The 16,768-nt window shown below is 62.6% G+C and carries 12 protein-coding genes; 4 read left to right on the top strand and 8 right to left on the bottom strand.

Annotated features, from left to right (window positions below; translation table 11 throughout):
- Both uca and atzF read left to right on the top strand, forming a co-directional pair.
- Entirely contained in the window at nt 1-3,540 is a 3,540-nt protein-coding gene (gene uca / locus FHX14_RS25500; protein ID WP_184379521.1) for an urea carboxylase, read from the top strand.
- Nucleotide 3,541: 1 nt separating this feature from the next.
- Entirely contained in the window at nt 3,542-5,347 is a 1,806-nt protein-coding gene (atzF, locus tag FHX14_RS25495; RefSeq protein WP_184379520.1) for an allophanate hydrolase, read from the top strand.
- A gap of 110 nt (nt 5,348-5,457) precedes the next feature.
- Here the strand turns inward: atzF and FHX14_RS25490 are convergent, their stop codons facing one another.
- The 3 genes from FHX14_RS25490 to FHX14_RS25480 are packed head-to-tail and all read right to left on the bottom strand — an operon-like array spanning nt 5,458 to nt 7,985.
- A complete protein-coding gene (locus FHX14_RS25490; RefSeq protein ID WP_184379518.1) occupies nt 5,458-5,853 on the bottom strand; it encodes a VOC family protein in 396 nt (131 codons plus the stop codon).
- Between the two features lie 16 nt (nt 5,854-5,869).
- Nucleotides 5,870-6,964 (bottom strand): Gfo/Idh/MocA family oxidoreductase, encoded by a 1,095-nt coding sequence (locus FHX14_RS25485; RefSeq protein WP_184379516.1) that lies wholly within the window; start codon nt 6,962-6,964, stop codon nt 5,870-5,872.
- Nucleotides 6,965-6,974: 10 nt separating this feature from the next.
- Nucleotides 6,975-7,985: a Gfo/Idh/MocA family oxidoreductase gene (locus tag FHX14_RS25480; RefSeq protein WP_184379514.1), complete on the bottom strand. Its 1,011-nt coding sequence runs from the start codon at nt 7,983-7,985 to the stop codon at nt 6,975-6,977.
- 368 nt (nt 7,986-8,353) lie between these two features.
- On the opposite strand from FHX14_RS25480, the gene FHX14_RS25475 reads away from it, so the two are divergent.
- Nucleotides 8,354-9,514, top strand: a complete 1,161-nt coding sequence (locus FHX14_RS25475; protein WP_184379512.1) for a fumarylacetoacetate hydrolase family protein — start codon at nt 8,354-8,356, stop codon at nt 9,512-9,514.
- A 62-nt stretch (nt 9,515-9,576) separates the two neighbouring features.
- On the opposite strand, the gene scpA is transcribed toward FHX14_RS25475, so the two are convergent.
- A complete protein-coding gene (scpA, locus tag FHX14_RS25470; protein WP_184379510.1) occupies nt 9,577-11,715 on the bottom strand; it encodes a methylmalonyl-CoA mutase in 2,139 nt (712 codons plus the stop codon).
- Between the two features lie 97 nt (nt 11,716-11,812).
- On the opposite strand from scpA, the gene FHX14_RS25465 reads away from it, so the two are divergent.
- Nucleotides 11,813-13,171 (top strand): LLM class flavin-dependent oxidoreductase, encoded by a 1,359-nt coding sequence (locus tag FHX14_RS25465; RefSeq protein WP_184379508.1) that lies wholly within the window; start codon nt 11,813-11,815, stop codon nt 13,169-13,171.
- A 1-nt stretch (nt 13,172) separates the two neighbouring features.
- Here the strand turns inward: FHX14_RS25465 and FHX14_RS25460 are convergent, their stop codons facing one another.
- The 4 genes from FHX14_RS25460 to msuE form a co-directional block, all read right to left on the bottom strand.
- Nucleotides 13,173-13,826, bottom strand: a complete 654-nt coding sequence (locus tag FHX14_RS25460; protein ID WP_184379507.1) for a methionine ABC transporter permease — start codon at nt 13,824-13,826, stop codon at nt 13,173-13,175.
- Entirely contained in the window at nt 13,807-14,895 is a 1,089-nt protein-coding gene (locus tag FHX14_RS25455) for a methionine ABC transporter ATP-binding protein (protein ID WP_184379505.1), read from the bottom strand. Before FHX14_RS25455 ends, FHX14_RS25460 begins: the two co-directional genes overlap by 20 nt.
- A gap of 89 nt (nt 14,896-14,984) precedes the next feature.
- Nucleotides 14,985-15,824 (bottom strand): MetQ/NlpA family lipoprotein, encoded by an 840-nt coding sequence (locus FHX14_RS25450; protein ID WP_003595740.1) that lies wholly within the window; start codon nt 15,822-15,824, stop codon nt 14,985-14,987.
- 246 nt (nt 15,825-16,070) lie between these two features.
- Nucleotides 16,071-16,631 (bottom strand): FMN reductase, encoded by a 561-nt coding sequence (msuE, locus tag FHX14_RS25445; RefSeq protein WP_184379503.1) that lies wholly within the window; start codon nt 16,629-16,631, stop codon nt 16,071-16,073.
- Nucleotides 16,632-16,768 lie beyond the last annotated feature (137 nt).

Genomic DNA, 16,768 nt, shown 5'->3' with positions numbered 1-16,768 from the left:
ATGTTCACCAAGGTCCTTATCGCCAATCGTGGCGAAATCGCCGTCCGAGTCATCCGGACATTGAAGAGGATGGGCATCGCCTCGGTTGCCGTCTATTCCGATGCTGATCGGTTCTCAAAGCCGGCGCTGATCGCCGACCAGGCCGTGCGCCTCGGCCCGGCGCCTGCTGCCGAAAGCTATCTTGATGTCGATGCCGTCATCGCCGCCTGCAAGGCGACCGGTGCTGAGGCCGTTCACCCGGGCTATGGTTTCCTCTCGGAGAATATCGGCTTTGCCGAACGGCTCGCCGCCGAAGGCATCGCCTTCATTGGTCCGCGGCCGCAACATCTGTCGGCCTTCGGCCTGAAGCATACGGCGCGCCAACTGGCGAAAGCGAGCGGCGTGCCGCTGCTGCCCGGCACCGATCTGTTGCAGAGCGTCGAAGCGGCGCTTTCGGCGGCCGAGACCGTTGGTTACCCCGTCATGCTGAAAAGCACAGCCGGCGGCGGCGGCATCGGCATGCAGCTTTGCGCCGATGCGGCAAGCCTTACCGCCTCCTTCGAAAGCGTGCAGCGGACCGCCCGTGCCAGCTTCGGCGATGCGCGCGTCTACATCGAGCGCTTCGTTGCGCAAGCGCGCCATGTCGAGGTGCAGATCTTCGGCGACGGCAAGGGCAGAGTGATCGCGCTCGGCGAACGCGACTGCTCGCTGCAGCGGCGGAACCAGAAGGTCGTCGAAGAAACCCCTGCTCCCGGCCTTTCCGCCGAAACTCGGGCGCGGCTGCACAAGGCGGCGGTCGATTTGGGAAGCTCGGTCTCCTATGAATCGGCCGGCACTGTCGAATTTATCTATGATCCCCAGCGCGAAGAATTCTATTTCCTCGAGGTCAACACCCGCCTGCAGGTCGAGCATCCTGTCACGGAAGCCGTCTTCGGCATCGATCTCGTCGAATGGATGATCCGGCAGGCGGCAGGCGAGGACGTGCTCTCCGGCGCTAGGGACCTGACGCCGAAGGGCGCGGCGATCGAAATGCGGATCTATGCCGAAATGCCGCATGCCGATTTCCGCCCGAGCGCCGGCTTGCTGACCGAAGTCATCTTCCCCGACAATGCCCGCGTCGACGGCGGGATCGAGACGGGAACCGAGGTGACCCCCTTTTACGACCCGATGCTTGCCAAGCTGATCGTGGCGGCGGAAGACCGGCCGGCGGCGATCGAGAAACTGAAGGCAGCACTTGCTGCGACATCGATATCGGGCATCGAGACCAATCTCGATTATCTCAAGGCCATTGCCGCTTCCGAACTGCTTGCCGGCGCCAAGGTGGCAACGATGGCGCTGCGCGATTTCGCCTTCGTTCCTGATGTCGTCGAAGTATTGGCGCCGGGCGCGCAATCGAGCATTCAGGAACTGCCGGGCCGGCTTGGCCTCTGGCATGTCGGCGTACCGCCGAGCGGTCCGATGGACGAGCGCTCGTTCCGCCATGCCAACCGGCTGGTCGGCAATAGCGATGTGACGGCTGCGCTCGAATTGACGGTTTCCGGCCCGACGGTGCGGTTTTATGCCGACCAGACGATCGCGCTGGCCGGTGCCTGCATGCCAATGACATGCGATGGCATAAGGCTGCCGCATGACGAGCCGGTCATGATCCGGGCCGGCCAGGTTCTGTCGATCGGTACGATCGAAGGACCGGGGCAGCGCGCCTATCTCGCCGTCGCCGGCGGTTTTGCTGCACCCGTCGTGCTCGGTTCGCGGGCGACGTTCGGCCTCGGCCAGTTCGGCGGCAATGCCACCGGTACGCTGAAGACAGGGCATGTGCTGCGTTTTGCCCGGCAGGCGCCAGCCGAACTGGTGAGACCGGCGACGGAGCCTGCCGCCTTGACGCGTGAATGGGATGTCGGCGTCGTCTATGGCCCGCACGGTGCGCCCGACTTTTTCGAGGATAGCGATATCGAGACGCTGTTCTCGACGGCTTACGAGGTGCATTTCAACAGCGCCCGCACCGGTGTGCGCCTTATCGGTCCGGCGCCGGTTTGGGCGCGCCGCGATGGCGGCGAGGCGGGGCTGCACCCCTCCAACCTCCACGACAATGCCTATGCGATCGGAGCGATCGATTTCACCGGCGATATGCCGATCATTCTCGGCCCTGACGGTCCGAGCCTCGGCGGCTTCGTCTGCCCCGCGGTGATCGCCCGCGATGAGCAGTGGAAGATGGGTCAGTTCAAGCCCGGCGACCGCATCAGTTTTCACGCGGTGGCGCGCCCGCAAGACCCGATCGCCGGCCCGGGTGTGCGTCGGGGCGTGGAAGAGACGGGTTCGCCGATCGTTGGTACCAGCGAGGATGGCCCGGTTTCTGTCGTCTACCGCCGCCAGGGGGACGACAATCTGCTTGTCGAATATGGGCCGATGACGCTCGATATCGCGCTCCGGCTGCGGGTGCATCTATTGATGCAGGCGGTCGTCGAGGCGCGTCTTCCCGGCGTCGTTGATCTGACCCCCGGCATCCGTTCTCTGCAGATCCATTACGACGGCACGCAGCTGACACGAAAGCGGCTACTGGGGTTGCTCTTCGAAATCGAAGCGACGCTGCCGGCGGCGCAGGATGTCACGGTGCCGAGCCGCATCGTGCATCTGCCGCTCTCCTGGAACGATCCGGATGCGGAACTTGCGATGCGGAAGTATCAGGAGCTCGTGCGCCCGAACGCGCCGTGGTGCCCGTCGAATATCGAGTTCATCCGCCGCATCAACGGTCTTCCCGACGAGCAGGCGGTGCGCGACATCGTCTTCGATGCAAGTTACCTCGTGCTCGGTCTCGGCGACGTCTACCTCGGGGCACCGGTTGCAACACCGACCGATCCGCGCCATCGGCTCGTCACGACCAAATACAATCCGGCCCGCACCTGGACGCCGGAAAATGCCGTCGGGATCGGCGGCGCCTATATGTGCATTTACGGCATGGAGGGACCGGGCGGTTACCAGCTCTTCGGCCGAACCATCCAGGTGTGGAACACTTGGCGGGAGACGCCGGCCTTTGCCAGGGGCAAGCCATGGCTGCTCAACTTCTTCGACCAGATCCGCTTTTTCCCGGTGAGCAACGGGGAATTGACGGAGGCGCGCGCCGCCTTCCCGCATGGCGGCTACCCCATCAGGATCGAGGAGACGGAATTCTCCTATGCGGCTTATGAGAAGGAATTGCAGGCGAACTCGGAATCGATCGGTCGCTTCAAGACGATGCAGCAGGCTGCATTCGATGCCGAACGCCAGCGCTGGAAGGAGGCCGGGCTCGACAGCTTCGTCACCGACGAAGGAGCGGGCGAAAGTCCGGACGGGGATATTCCCGACGGCTGCTTCGGTGTTGCCAGCGCCGTGCCCGGCAATATCTGGAAACTGCTGGTCGAGCCGGGCGCCGCGGTTGCGGCCGGCGATACACTTGCCATCATCGAATCGATGAAAATGGAAATCAACGTCACCGCCCATGCGGCAGGCCACGTCCGTGAGCTGCGGGCCGGGCCGGGAAGAAACGTCAAAGCCGGCGACATCATCGTCGTCCTGGAGGAATGCTGACATGCTGCCGACCATTCTCGATCTCTCAAGCCTTCGCGCCGCCTATCAATCCGGCCTGACGCCGCTCGATGCCATAGAAGAGGTGATCGCCCGCCGCGCCGCGTCGAAAGATCCGGCGATCTTCATCACCCCGGTGCCGGACGAGGAGCTGCGCGCTGCCGCCCGGGCGCTGATGGCACGCGCGCCTGAGGCAAACAGTCTGCCGCTCTGGGGCGTGCCCTTCGCCGTGAAAGACAATATCGATGCCGCCGGCTTGCCGACGACCGCCGCCTGCCCGGCCTACACGTATCGGCCGGAGGCGGATTCGACCGTCGTTGCGCGGCTGAAAGCAGCCGGTGCCATCATCATCGGCAAGACCAATCTCGACCAGTTCGCCACCGGCCTCAACGGCACGCGCTCGCCCTATGGCGCGCCGCGTTCGGTTTTCGATGCGGCTTATATCTCCGGCGGTTCGAGTTCCGGATCGGCCGTCACGGTAGCATCCGGCCTAGCCGCCTTCGCGCTCGGTACGGATACGGCGGGCTCCGGCCGCGTGCCGGCCGCCTTCAACAATCTGGTCGGCATCAAGCCGACTCCAGGTCTTCTGCCGAACACCGGCGTCGTTCCGGCCTGCAAGAGTGTCGACTGCATTACGATCTTTGCCACGACCGTCGGTGACGGCGTTGCCATCCGCAAGGTTGCGGAGGGTTTCGACGCCGCCGATCCCTTCTCGCGCCGCGCCAAGCCGATGAACTTGCCGGTATCGGGCTTGCGCATCGGCGTTTTGGCCGGCGCCGAGCGGGAATTCTTTGGCGATAAGGAAGTGGAGGCGCTTTACGATCAGGCCATCGAGCGGGCAAAAGCGCTCGGCGCGACCATCGTGCCTTTCGATTACGCGCCGTTCCGCGAGGCCGCCGCTCTCCTTTATGACGGGCCGTGGGTTGCCGAACGTCTGGCGGCGGTCCAGACCTTCCTCGCCACGAACGCGGCCGATTTCGACCCGACGGTGCGGGGGATTATCGAGGGTGCCAGGGGCAAGACCGCGGTCGAGGCCTTCAACGGCCGCTACCGCCTGGAAGAGTTGCGCCGCAAGACCGAAGCCGAATGGGAAAAGGCCGACGTGCTTCTGCTGCCGACCGCACCGACCACTTACACGGTCTCTGACATGCTCGCCAATCCTGTGGTGCTGAACGGTCGTCTCGGCCGTTATACCAATTTCGTCAACCTGCTCGATTGCGCGGCGATCGCCGTTCCGGCTGGCTTCGGAAAAGATGGCTTGCCGGGCGGCGTTACCGTGATTGCGCCTGCTTTCACCGACGATGCGCTGGCGCCGCTGGCCGATGCGCTGCATCGCGCAGCAAGCTCTGGCGTGGGCATCGACAGGCAGGCGGCCATCCCCGAAGCCAGCCGCGTTGCGGCTGTCGATGACGGCCTCGTTGAGATCGTCGTCGTCGGTGCGCATCTGACCGGCATGCCGCTCAATCATGAGCTGACCGGCGCCGGCGGGCGGCTGATCAGGACCTGCAACACAACTGGCGAATACCGTCTCTTCGTGCTGCCGGATACGGTGCCGCCGAAGCCAGGCCTCGTTCGCGAACCCGGCCACACGGGTCGCGGTCTGGAGGTTGAGGTCTGGGCGCTGCCCGCCGATGCTTTCGGGTGCTTCGTCCAAAAGATCCCGGCGCCGCTCGGAATCGGAAAAGTGGCGCTCAGCGACGGCAAGAGCATTTCCGGTTTTCTTTGCGAAGCACATGCGGTGAAGGACGCTGAGGATATCACCGCGCTCGGCGGCTGGCGTACCTATATCCGCGCCAAATTGGCGAGCTGAGCGACGGGAGCGAAGAATGACGACGATGTTCAACCGGCTTGTCGCGCTTCTCCTGACAGGGCTGATCGCACGAACCAGGGCGATCGGCAGGCCGGGTCAGCGCTGACGGCCTACTTTTTTTCGGCGAGCTCGATCTGAATGCCGTCGGGATCACGCAGGAAGGCGACCTTGTGCAGCACCTCGGCATTGATAGCCAGGCGCGGCCGCTCCTTGATCTGGACGCCGGCCTTTTCCAGTCGGGCGAAGGTCTCATCGACACTGTCGAACAGGAAGGTCAGATGGCGCAGGCCGGCTGTACCATCAGGCACATCCACCGCCCTTGCCGCACCGCCCGCCGGTGCGACGATTTCGAGCATGCCGCCGCCGGCATCGAGAAAGGCGATCTCTCCGCCGTCGGCCATGACTTTGCGCAGATGCAGGCGCAAGCCGAGCAGGCCGCAGTAGAAATCGACCGTGCGGTCCATGTCGCTGACCGTCATGCCGACATGCTCGAAGGATTTCAGCATAGAGCGCCCTCCCCGCTCAGCCTGTGGCCGGGCGCCGTTCTTCGTCCGGAAGCCACGATCGGTAGAGCGGATGATCGGCGGCGATCGGCATCGGCGTCGGCTGGCCGGTGCGCTGCGAGAAATAAGCGGCCGTCACCAGTTCCAGCGAATTGCGGGCATCCTGCAGCGTCACCGGCGGCTCCTTGTCGTCGACAACCGCCTTATGGAAAAGTTCGAACTGACGGGTGTAACCGTCCTCGCCGGGCACATAGGCGGCGAGCGCCGCGTCGATTTTCGCCTGATGCTCCTCGGTTCCCGCCGTGAAGACCCAGGGATCGCGGCCCATCGTATAGGGTTCGAGGATGCTTTCGGCGACGAGATCGCTGAAGCAGAAGCGCAGCCGCGAGATCTCCTTGCGCGAGCCGAGTGTCATCGACAGCGTCGCCAGCGAGCCGTTCTGCATCTTTACTGAAAGGGCCGCCGTATCCTCGACCTGGATCGGGTTGACCAGCGTCGCGCCATAGGAAAACACCTCGGCGCAGGGGCCATGCACATAATTCAGCATGTCATGGGCATGGATCGCGTGGCCGAGAAGGCCACCGCCGAGTTCGGTCGCCCATTTGCCGCGCCACGGCACGGCGTAATAATCCGGCCCGCGCCACCAATGGGTCTCGATCGTCGTCAGGAACGGCTTGCCGGCAAGGCCGTTTTCAATCAGCAGCTTCAGCTTCTGCAGGCCGGAGCCGTAGCGATACTGGAAGATCGGCATCAGCTTCCTGCCGGCGAAACGGGCGAGGATGCGGCCCATCTCGTCGACCTCGGCGATCGAGCCGAACAGCGGCTTCTCGCAGATCACATGTTTGCCGGATTCGATGCCCTTGCGGCAGAGTTCGAAATGCGAACTCGGCGGCGTAGAAATGTCGATGATGTCGAGATCGTCGCGAGCAAACAGCCCATCCGTATCCTGGGTATATTCGCCAATACCGTATTCCTCGCACAGCGCCCTGCCGCGCTCCTCATCGAGCGAGCAGAGCACGGGAACCTCGAAGAGATCCTTGTTCCAGCCGAAGCCGGCCAGATGCCGCGCGGCAATGCCTGCGCCGATGACACCGACGCGCAATTTCCTGGTCATGATATCCTCCTCAGCGAGCGCCGATCCGCGCGGCTTTCGTCTGGGCTTCGAGCGAAAGGCGGCAGACTTCGAAAACGTGATCCTGCGTCATCGCCGTCTGCGTTCGGTTGCCGACATCGGCGGTGAAAGCATCGAAATAGTCGAGCTTTTCATCGCTGCAATCGATGTGGGTCATTTCCTTGCCGTTGACCAGGAACAGGTGATCCTTGCCCGGCCGGCCGGCAACATCGATATATTTGCGAAGTTCGATATAACCTTCGGTGCCGAGGATGGTGAGGCGGCCGTCGCCCCAAGTCGGCAACGCCTCCGGCGTAAACCAGTCGACGCGAACATAACCCGCCGCCCTGTCGGAGCGCAGCAGCACCTCGCCGAAATCCTGGAAATCAGGCTTGTCGGGCATGCCGAAATTGCCGATCGAACTTGCGATGACTTCGCCTGTGGTCGAACCGGTATAGAACAGGAACTGGTCGACCTGATGCGAGGCGATATCGACGATGATGCCGCCGAAGGCTTCGGGATCGAAGAACCAGTCCGGCCGGGTCGGCAGCTGCAACCGATGAGGGCCGACGCCGAGCGTCTGGATCACCTTGCCGATCGCGCCTTCGGCGACGAGTTTGCCGGCCTTGACGGCGGAGCGCACGCAATGACGCTCGGAAAAGCAGATCGAGAAGATCTTGCCGGTCTCGGCGACGGTCCGCCTGATCTCTTCCAATTGGGCGAAGGTCGTCACGCCGGGCTTGTCGGTCATCACATCCTTGCCCGCTTTCATCGCCCGGACGGCAAGCCCGGCGCGGTCGCGCGGGATCGCGGCAATGCAGATGACATCGATCGACGGATCGTCGAACAACTTTTCTCGGTCGATCTGTGGCGCATCGTGATAGGTCTTCTCGAATGCCTCGCGCAATGCCGGCACTGAAGTCTGCGGGCAATAGCCGACGAACTCGCCGCCCGAGGCAAGCAATCCCTTCACGTGATCGAACGTATGCCCATGGTCGATTCCGACGACGGCAAATCTCAACATCGCTGCAATATCCTCCTGGGACTTTTCTGAGCACCGGCTGCGGCCGGCATCCTCCATGTCGGGCAAAACAGATAACGAAAGCCGGCGCCTGTCAAGGCAAGATCAACGATTAAAATGCCTATCCCACGAATTAAATATATGAAATATAACGATTAATTTGTATCTAAATAGTTATTTTGCGAGCTTTTGCGAGTGGGATTTCCCCAGATCGGGCCCGTTCGATCCTTTCGGACGAAAGTCTTTTTCCTCAGCCTATCTTGCCCGATCTCCATGGATGTGATCGATTTCGGCCGCCGTCGGGCTGGAGGGCGGCAATGACCCCAAAAATTTCAAAGAGCGCTCCCCGCTCGCTGTGACGGAAGATCACCATGTCTCATCCTCTTCTCGATGCCGCCGCTTCGGATGGTCTTTTTGTCGGCCGCGTCTGGTCCCCCGAGGTTGCCGGGCCGAGTGTCGTGACGCTGCGGGAGGGCTCGCTGTTCGACATCACCTCGCGCGAGGCGCCGACGCTGAGCGCCCTGCTCGAAAAAGACGATGCTGCAGGCTTCGCCCGCGCCGCAGATGGTAAGGCGATCGGCTCCCTGGAGGAGATCGCTGCCAACAGCACCGGAACGCCTGATGAAACACGCCCTTTTCTGCTTGCACCTGTCGACCTGCAGGCGGTCAAGGCCTGCGGCGTCACCTTCGCCCAGTCGATGATCGAGCGAGTCATCGAGGAGAAGGCCGCCGGCAATCCGGATCGCGCCGCTTCGATCCGCGAGCGCGTCAGCACGCTGATCGGCGGCAGCCTCACCAATCTGAAGGCCGGTTCGCCGGAGGCCGCCAAGGTCAAGCAGGCCCTGATCGACGAAGGCATGTGGTCGCAATATCTCGAAGTCGGCATCGGCCCCGATGCAGAAGTCTTCACCAAGGCGCCGGTGCTCTCCTCGGTCGGCTGGGGTGCGGATGTCGGCCTGCATCCGATCTCGACCTGGAACAATCCCGAGCCGGAAATCGTGCTCGCGGTCAACAGCCGCGGTGAAATCAAGGGAGCGACGCTCGGCAACGACGTCAATCTGCGCGACGTCGAGGGTCGTTCGGCGCTGCTGCTCGGCAAGGCCAAGGACAACAACGCCTCCTGCTCGATCGGTCCTTTCATCCGTCTGTTCGATGCCGGTTACGGTCTGGACGACGTTCGCAAGGCCGAACTGGACCTGAAAGTCACCGGCCAGGACGGTTTCGTGCTCAACGGCAAGAGCTCGATGTCAAAGATCAGCCGCGATCCGACCGATCTCGTCAAACAGACGCTTGGGCCCCATCATCAATATCCCGACGGTTTCATGCTCTTTCTCGGCACGCTGTTTGCGCCGACCCAGGATCGCGACGCGCCGAAGCAGGGCTTCACCCATAAGCTCGGCGATGTCGTCGAAATTTCCTCGGCCGGGCTCGGCGCGCTGGTCAATACCGTACGGCTTTCCACCGAATGCCCACCCTGGACCTTCGGCATTTCGGCGTTGATGCGCAACCTCGCAAAGCGTGGATTGCTCTGACTCTTTGATTTTGCGCATTTCCGGGCGGAAAACCGCTTCGCACTTTTCCTGAAATGCTTAAGCTACTGGTTTCGCCGCCTGCCCTGCAGCAGGTCGAGGACGGAGTTTGCCGCCTCGAGGACGTTGGTGCCTGGACCGAACACGGCCGCAACGCCGTGTTCGTGCAGGAATTCATAGTCCTGCCGCGGGATGACGCCGCCGCAGACGACGATGATATCGTCACCGCCCTTTTCCCTCAGCCTGTCGATCAGCTGCGGCAACAGCGTCCTGTGGCCTGCCGCCAGCGACGAGACACCGACGACATTGACCTTTTCAGCAAACGCCAACTCGACAGCCTCGTCAGGCGTCTGGAACAGCGGGCCGGCGAGCACATCGAAGCCGATATCGCCGAATGCCGAGGCGATCACCTTGGCGCCTCGGTCGTGCCCGTCCTGACCGAGCTTGGCGACCATGATTTTAGGCCGGCGCCCCATCGCTTCCGTGACCTCCGTCATGCGCTCCTTGAGAACGGCGAGTTCCGGCTCGTCATTATAGGCCTCGCCGTAGACGCCTGCGATGACCTCAGGCGTTGCGGCATGATCGCCGAAGGCCTCGCGCATGGCGTCGGATATTTCGCCGACGGTGGCGCGGGCCCGCGCCGCTTCGATCGCGGCTTCGAGCAGGTTGCCGCGGCCGCTGCGGGCGGTCTCGGCGAGGGCCGCCAGCGTCTCGCGCACGGCGCTGCCGTCGCGGCGGCGCTTGGTTTCCTCGATGCGTTTGATCTGCGCGGTGCGGACCGCGCTGTTGTCGATCTGCAGAATGTCGATCGGCTGCTCGCTGTCGAGCCTGTAGCGATTGACGCCGACGATGACTTCTTCGCCCTTGTCGACGGCGGCCTGGCGGCGCGCGGCGGCCTCTTCGATCAGCCGTTTCGGCAGACCGTCATTGACGGCCTTGGTCATGCCGCCGAGCGCCTCTACCTCTTCGATCAGCGCCCAGGCTGTGTCGGCAAGCTCTTTCGTCAGGCTCTCGACGTAGTAAGAGCCGGCCAGCGGATCGACCACCTTGGTGACGCCGGTTTCATGCTGCAGGATCAGCTGCGTGTTGCGGGCGATGCGGGCGGAAAATTCCGTCGGCAGCGCGATCGCCTCGTCGAAGGAATTGGTGTGCAACGATTGCGTGCCGCCGAGCACGGCCGACATCGCCTCGAAGGCGGTGCGGATGATGTTGTTATAGGGATCCTGCTCCTGCAGCGAGACGCCGGAGGTCTGGCAATGGGTGCGCAGCATCAGCGAGGATGCCTTTTTCGGCTGGAACTCCTCCATGATCCGGCTCCAGAGTAGCCGGGCAGCGCGCAGTTTCGCCGCCTCCATGAAGAAGTTCATGCCGATGGCAAAGAAGAAGGAGAGCCTTCCGGCGAAGTCGTCGACGTTCAGGCCCTTGGCGATCGCGGCCCGCACATATTCGCGTCCGTCGGCCAGTGTGAAGGCGAGTTCCTGCACCAGCGTCGCCCCGGCTTCCTGCATGTGGTAGCCGGAGATCGAAATCGAGTTGAATTTCGGCATCTCCCTTGCCGTATATTCGATGATGTCGGCAACGATCCGCATCGAGGGTTCGGGCGGATAGATATAGGTGTTGCGGACCATGAACTCCTTGAGGATGTCGTTCTGGATGGTTCCTGATAGATCGGCCTTCGAAACGCCCTGCTCCTCGCCGGCGACGATGAAGGAGGCGAGGATCGGGATGACGGCGCCGTTCATGGTCATCGACACCGACATATCGCCGAGCGGAATGCCGTCGAACAGGATCTTCATGTCCTCAACGCTGTCGATCGCAACACCGGCTTTGCCGACATCACCCTCGACGCGCGGATGATCGCTGTCATAACCGCGATGGGTGGCAAGATCGAAGGCCACCGAAAGTCCCTTCTGGCCGGCGGCAAGATTCTTCCTGTAAAAAGCGTTCGACGCTTCTGCCGTCGAAAAGCCGGCATATTGGCGGATCGTCCAGGGCCGGCCGGCATACATGGTCGCGCGCGGGCCGCGGGTGAAAGGCGAAAAACCGGGAAGCGAGCCAAGATGCTCGGCGCCCTCGAGATCCTCGGCCGTATAGAGCGGCTTGACGGCAATACCCTCGGGCGTCTGCCAGGTCAGCGTCTCAGGCGCGGTGCGCAACTCCTTTTGCGCCAGCTCCGCCCAATCCGACAATGTCTTCTTCGTCATGCCTTTCCTCCGGCTTTTTCACTAGCACCCTACCATTTCACCGGATCGCCGTGCGATACCAATCCTTGTTTTTTATTCCGGGCTTGGGACTCGTCTGATGAAGACAATGCAGATCTATGCTTTCGACATGAATTGCGTCGGGCATATCAACCACGGCCTGTGGACGCATCCGCGCGACCAATCGGTGTGCTATACCGATCTCGACTACTGGACGGAATTCGCCAGGACAGCCGAGCAAGGCAAGCTCGACGGCATCTTCCTCGCCGATATCGTCGGCATCTATGATGTCTACAAGGGCAGTCCGGTGCCGGTGATCGAGACGGCGGCGCAGGTCCCCGTCAACGATCCGCTGATCCCGATTTCGGCGATGGCCTATGTCACCAGACATTTGGGTTTCGGCGTCACCGTCAACACCACTTACGAGCCGCCCTTCCTGCTGGCGCGGCGCATGTCGACGCTCGATCACCTGACCAAGGGGCGGATCGGCTGGAACATCGTCACCGGTTATCTCGACAGCGCCGCCCGCAGCATGGGTTTCGACAAGCTGCCGGAACATGATGCGCGTTACGATGCAGCCGAGGAATATCTCGAGATCCTCTACAAGCTCTGGGAGGGCAGCTGGGACGACGATGCGGTTTTGCGCGACAAGGCATCAGGCATCTATGCCGATCCGTCGAAGGTGCGCGCTGTCAATCACGAGGGCAAATATTACCGGATGAAGGGCATTCATCTTGCTGAGCCTTCGCCGCAGCGCACGCCCCTGCTCTTCCAGGCCGGCGCTTCGGCCCGCGGGCAGGATTTCGCCGCCCGCCACGCCGAATGTGTCTTCATCGCGAGCCCCAACCCGGGGGCGGCCCGGCCGACCGTCGATGCGCTCCGGGCGAAGGCGGAGATGTTCGGCCGCGGCAGAGCCGCATTGAAGATCCTGAACCTGATCACCGTTGTCGTGGGGCACACGGAGAGCCAAGCGCGGGACCGATTGGAGGATTATCGCCGCCATGCGAGCGTCGAAGCCTCGCTTGCGCATTACTCCGCCTCCATCGGCATCGACTTGTCGAAGTATGAATTGGATGAGGTCATCGACCAGAGTTCGACCAATGCCAATCAATCGGCGCTTGCCGCCATCACCAAGCAGGCGGCAAAGCCGGTGACGAAACGAGAGATCGTCGACCAGATGGTGCTCGGCAGCCGGATGAAGCCGATGGTGGGCTCGCCGGAGCAGATCGCCGATCGTCTGCAGGCATGGATCGAGGAAGGCGACATTGACGGTTTCAACCTGGCGCGGACGGTGGCGCCGGAGAGCCTGCGCGATTTCGTCGAACTGGTGGTGCCGGTGCTGCAGGAGCGCGGCATCTTCAAAGCGGACTATGCCGAAGGGCCGTTGCGGCAGAAGCTCTTCGGCGGCGGGAACGGCAGATTGCCCGCCGCTCATCCCGCCGCGCGCTTCCGCCCTTGACTTATCTGCGGTCCAGCTTGGCGACGAGCCGGTCGCCAAACCACTGGATGCCGCAGACGAGAACGATGAGGACGGCCACCACCGCGATCATCACGCTGGTTTCAAAGCGCTGATAGCCATAGCGGATGGCGAGGTCGCCAAGGCCGCCGGCGCCGATCGCCCCGGCCATCGCCGAGGCGCCGATCAGCGTCACCAACGTGACGGTGAAACCGGCGACGATGCCGGGCAGCGCTTCGGGCACCAGCACTTCGCTGATGATCGTCCAGCGGTTGCCGCCCATGGCGCGCACGGCATCGATCAGCCCGCGGTCGACTTCGCGCAGCGACACTTCGGCGATGCGGGCATAATAGGGCGTCGCTGCGATGGCGAGCGGCACGATGGCCGCCCAGGTGCCGAGCGCCGTGCCGACGATCAGCCGCGTCAGCGGGATCAGCGCCACCAGCAGGATGATGAAGGGCACAGACCGGAAGCCGTTGATGACGGCGCCGAGCCCGCGGTTGATCCAGAGGTTCTCGGCAATGCCGCCACGTGCCGTAACGACAAGGGCAAGGCCGAGCGGCAGGCCGGCAACGAGCGAGATCACGCCCGAGGCGACGGTCATCAGGACCGTCTCCCACAGCGAGCGAAGAAGCAGTTCAAGCATGATCGGTGTCATAACCAAGCACCTCCACCCGGGCGGACCGGGCCGTCAGAAATTGTTCGACCTTTCCGGCAAGCGCGGGGTCGCGTGCGGGAACGGCGATGAAGAACCGCGCCACGGGCTGGTTCTGGATATGGTCGATGCCGCCATGGACGAGGCGGAAGGAATGCGGCAGCGCCGCCGAGAGTTCGGCAAACAGAGCACCCTGCGCTTGCGGCCCGGCGAGATCGACGCTGAGGATCGCTTCGCTGCCCGCCATCGCAGATAGCCGGCCGGCGATGTGATCGGGAAGCTGGGGGCGGATGCCGCCGAGCAGGCTCCTGGTGATGGTTTGCTGCGGATCGGCAAAGACCGACCAGACCTGCCCCTCCTCGACGATCCGCCCGGCATCGATGACGGCCACGCGATCGGCAATGCCGCGCACTACTTCCATTTCATGGGTGATCAGCAGAATGGTCAGGCCGAGCTTGCGGTTGATGTCCTTGAGCAATGCCAGGATCGACCGGGTCGTCTCAGGGTCGAGCGCCGATGTCGCCTCGTCGGACAAGAGGAGCGCCGGGCGCGCCGCGAGCGCGCGGGCGATGCCGACTCGCTGTTTCTGGCCGCCGGAGAGCGATGAGGGGTAGGCCTTCGCCTTGTCGGCAAGCCCGACGAGATCGAGCAGCTCATGTGCCCTTCGCAAACGTTCGTTCCTGGCGATGCCCTCGATCTTCAGCGGCAGCGCGACGTTCTCTTCGACTGATTTGGCGGACAGCAGGTTGAAATGCTGGAAGATCATGCCGATGCTGCGGCGCAGCGGCTGCAATTCCTGTTCGGCAAGCGCCGTGATGTCGCGGCCTTCGATCAGGATCTTGCCGCTGTCGGCGCGCTCCAGGCCGTTCAGGCAGCGGATCAGCGTCGATTTGCCGGCGCCGCTGCGGCCGATGATGCCAAGGACCTCGCCCCTCGTCACCGTCAGCGAAATACCATCAAGGGCGGGCGTGGTTCCGAATCGCCGCTTCACGTCGGTCAGCCTCACCACCTCTTCGCCTGTCGCTACTTGCGGCCGTGCCTCGATCGCTGCGGTGGAAACAAAGGAATTCATGTGCTTTTCCTTACAAAGACTGAAGGCGGCCCGGGCAAGAAACGCCCGGACCGCCTCTCGGCGGGCCTTAACCCCGGCCCTGTTTCCGATCAATAGGCGCTGAGACCCGTCCCCTTGTAGACCTTGTCGAACTCGGCCTTGACGGTGTCGTTCTGATAGGAAGACACGAGCGTCTTGACCCAGTCGGCATCCTTATTGTCGTCCTTGACGGCGATGAAGTTGCGATACGGATTGTCGGCGATCGGCTCCTGCGCAATGCGCTCGGCCGGAGAAAGGCCGCTTTTCAGCGCCCAGTCGGTGTTGACGACACCGGCGTCCAGATCGTCGATCGAACGGCCGACGATGCCTGCGTCGAGCTCCTTGATGTCGATCTTCTTCGGATTGTCGGTGACGTCGGCGACAGTTGCGAGAATGCCGGTGCCGTCCTTCAGTTTGATCAGCCCTTCGCTCTGAAGAACGCGCAGCGCGCGGCCTTCGTTCGAGGGATCGTTCGGCACGCCGATGACGGCGCCTTCCGGGATCTCTGCGACCGATTTGTACTTCTTGGTGTAAAGGCCGATCGGCCAGACGCCGGTATAACCGACGCGCGTGATGTGGTAGCCGTGCTGCTTGATCTGGTTGTCGAGATAGGGCTGATGCTGGAAGGCGTTGGCGTCAAGTTCGCCGCGCTCCAGCGCTTCGTTCGGCTGCGTATAATCGTTGAAAGTGATCGTTTCGATCTTGAGGCCCTTCTTGGCCGCCTCGCTAGTGACCACGCGCCAGATATCCTCCTCCTCGCCGGCCATGATGCCGACCTTGATCGACTTGTCCGCGGCAAAGGAAGGAGCCGGTGCTGCAAAGGCAAAGAGCGTGGCAGCGGAAACGGCGACGGCGGCAAGAGCCGCGCGGCGCGAAAGGGGGAAGCCGTGAAGATTGTTGTTCTTGGTCATTGTTATATCCCGTCTGACTGAATGAGGCCAAGCGCGCCCCGAGCAGAGCGATCATGACAAATGCGCCCGTCGCGAGCGAAGCACGAATGTCCGATGTCGAGGAAGGCTTGGAAAAACTCTTGCCCCGCCATCGATATCAGCAGGATAAATTTCCACCAAATTTATGGATTATAATGGCTTGCAAGAATGGCCCGAACGAGAAACGGCGCCTCAAGGGCGCCGTTGCAAGTCGGTGTCGGAACCTTTTTACTCGGCAGCGATAAGAGCCTGCTTTTGGGCAGGAAAGAAGGCCGAAAGCTCGCCGATGACCTCGCCGATCCGCTTGGAAAGCGGTTCGGATGAGACGCGGTAATCGGTGAAGTCGCGATCGGAGGCGTAGACGGCCGTCGGCAGCGTGTGAGACATGAAGAAGCCGAACAGCGGGCGCAGCTGATGCTCGACCATCAGCGCATGCCGGTCGCCGCCGCCGGTTGCGGTGATGATGACCGGCTTGGCGCGCAGCTCATGCGGGTCGATCAGATCGATCAGGTGCTTGAACAGGCCGGGATAGCTGCCCTTGTAGGTCGGCGCGCCAATGACCAGCAGATCGGCATTGACGATATCGTCGATGACTTCCCTGGCGCGACTGTCGAGATCATCGCGGCGCAGCGCCTGGCCGAGCGAGGGCCCGACATCGGTCAGATCGTAGAGGGTGTTGTCGAAGCCGTATTTTTCACCGGCAAGGCCGGCGACGTTTTCGACCAGCGTGAAGGTCTTCGAGGGACGGTTGAAGCTACCAGCCAGACCGACCAGTTTGTAAGCAGACATGCCATTTCCTTCCGATATCGTGCCGCGACCGATTATTGGACAGATATTATCTATAAAAATAGTGGATTAAAGGAAGCCTATCCCTCTTCCTCGTGATGAGGAGAAAAATACATTCTCATCTGCGGGTGATCGCCTGC

Origin of the sequence: Rhizobium sp. BK619 (genome assembly GCF_014195245.1) — a bacterium.
Taxonomy (GTDB): Bacteria; Pseudomonadota; Alphaproteobacteria; order Rhizobiales; family Rhizobiaceae; genus Rhizobium; species Rhizobium acidisoli.
The sequence above is the reverse complement of the archived record's forward strand: the minus strand, read 5'-3'. Positions and strand labels throughout refer to the sequence as shown.

Excerpts from the sequence above, each read along its gene's own strand:
- FHX14_RS25490 (WP_184379518.1), bottom strand. The coding sequence starts at position 5,853 with ATGCTGAAATCCTTCGAGCATGTCGGCATGACGGTCAGCGACATGGAC.
- scpA (WP_184379510.1), bottom strand. The coding sequence starts at position 11,715 with ATGACGAAGAAGACATTGTCGGATTGGGCGGAGCTGGCGCAAAAGGAG.
- uca (WP_184379521.1), top strand. The coding sequence starts at position 1 with ATGTTCACCAAGGTCCTTATCGCCAATCGTGGCGAAATCGCCGTCCGA.
- FHX14_RS25455 (WP_184379505.1), bottom strand. The coding sequence starts at position 14,895 with ATGAATTCCTTTGTTTCCACCGCAGCGATCGAGGCACGGCCGCAAGTA.
- atzF (WP_184379520.1), top strand. The coding sequence starts at position 3,542 with ATGCTGCCGACCATTCTCGATCTCTCAAGCCTTCGCGCCGCCTATCAA.
- msuE (WP_184379503.1), bottom strand. The coding sequence starts at position 16,631 with ATGTCTGCTTACAAACTGGTCGGTCTGGCTGGTAGCTTCAACCGTCCC.
- FHX14_RS25480 (WP_184379514.1), bottom strand. The coding sequence starts at position 7,985 with ATGTTGAGATTTGCCGTCGTCGGAATCGACCATGGGCATACGTTCGAT.
- FHX14_RS25475 (WP_184379512.1), top strand. The coding sequence starts at position 8,354 with ATGTCTCATCCTCTTCTCGATGCCGCCGCTTCGGATGGTCTTTTTGTC.
- FHX14_RS25450 (WP_003595740.1), bottom strand. The coding sequence starts at position 15,824 with ATGACCAAGAACAACAATCTTCACGGCTTCCCCCTTTCGCGCCGCGCG.
- FHX14_RS25485 (WP_184379516.1), bottom strand. The coding sequence starts at position 6,964 with ATGACCAGGAAATTGCGCGTCGGTGTCATCGGCGCAGGCATTGCCGCG.
- FHX14_RS25465 (WP_184379508.1), top strand. The coding sequence starts at position 11,813 with ATGAAGACAATGCAGATCTATGCTTTCGACATGAATTGCGTCGGGCAT.
- FHX14_RS25460 (WP_184379507.1), bottom strand. The coding sequence starts at position 13,826 with ATGACACCGATCATGCTTGAACTGCTTCTTCGCTCGCTGTGGGAGACG.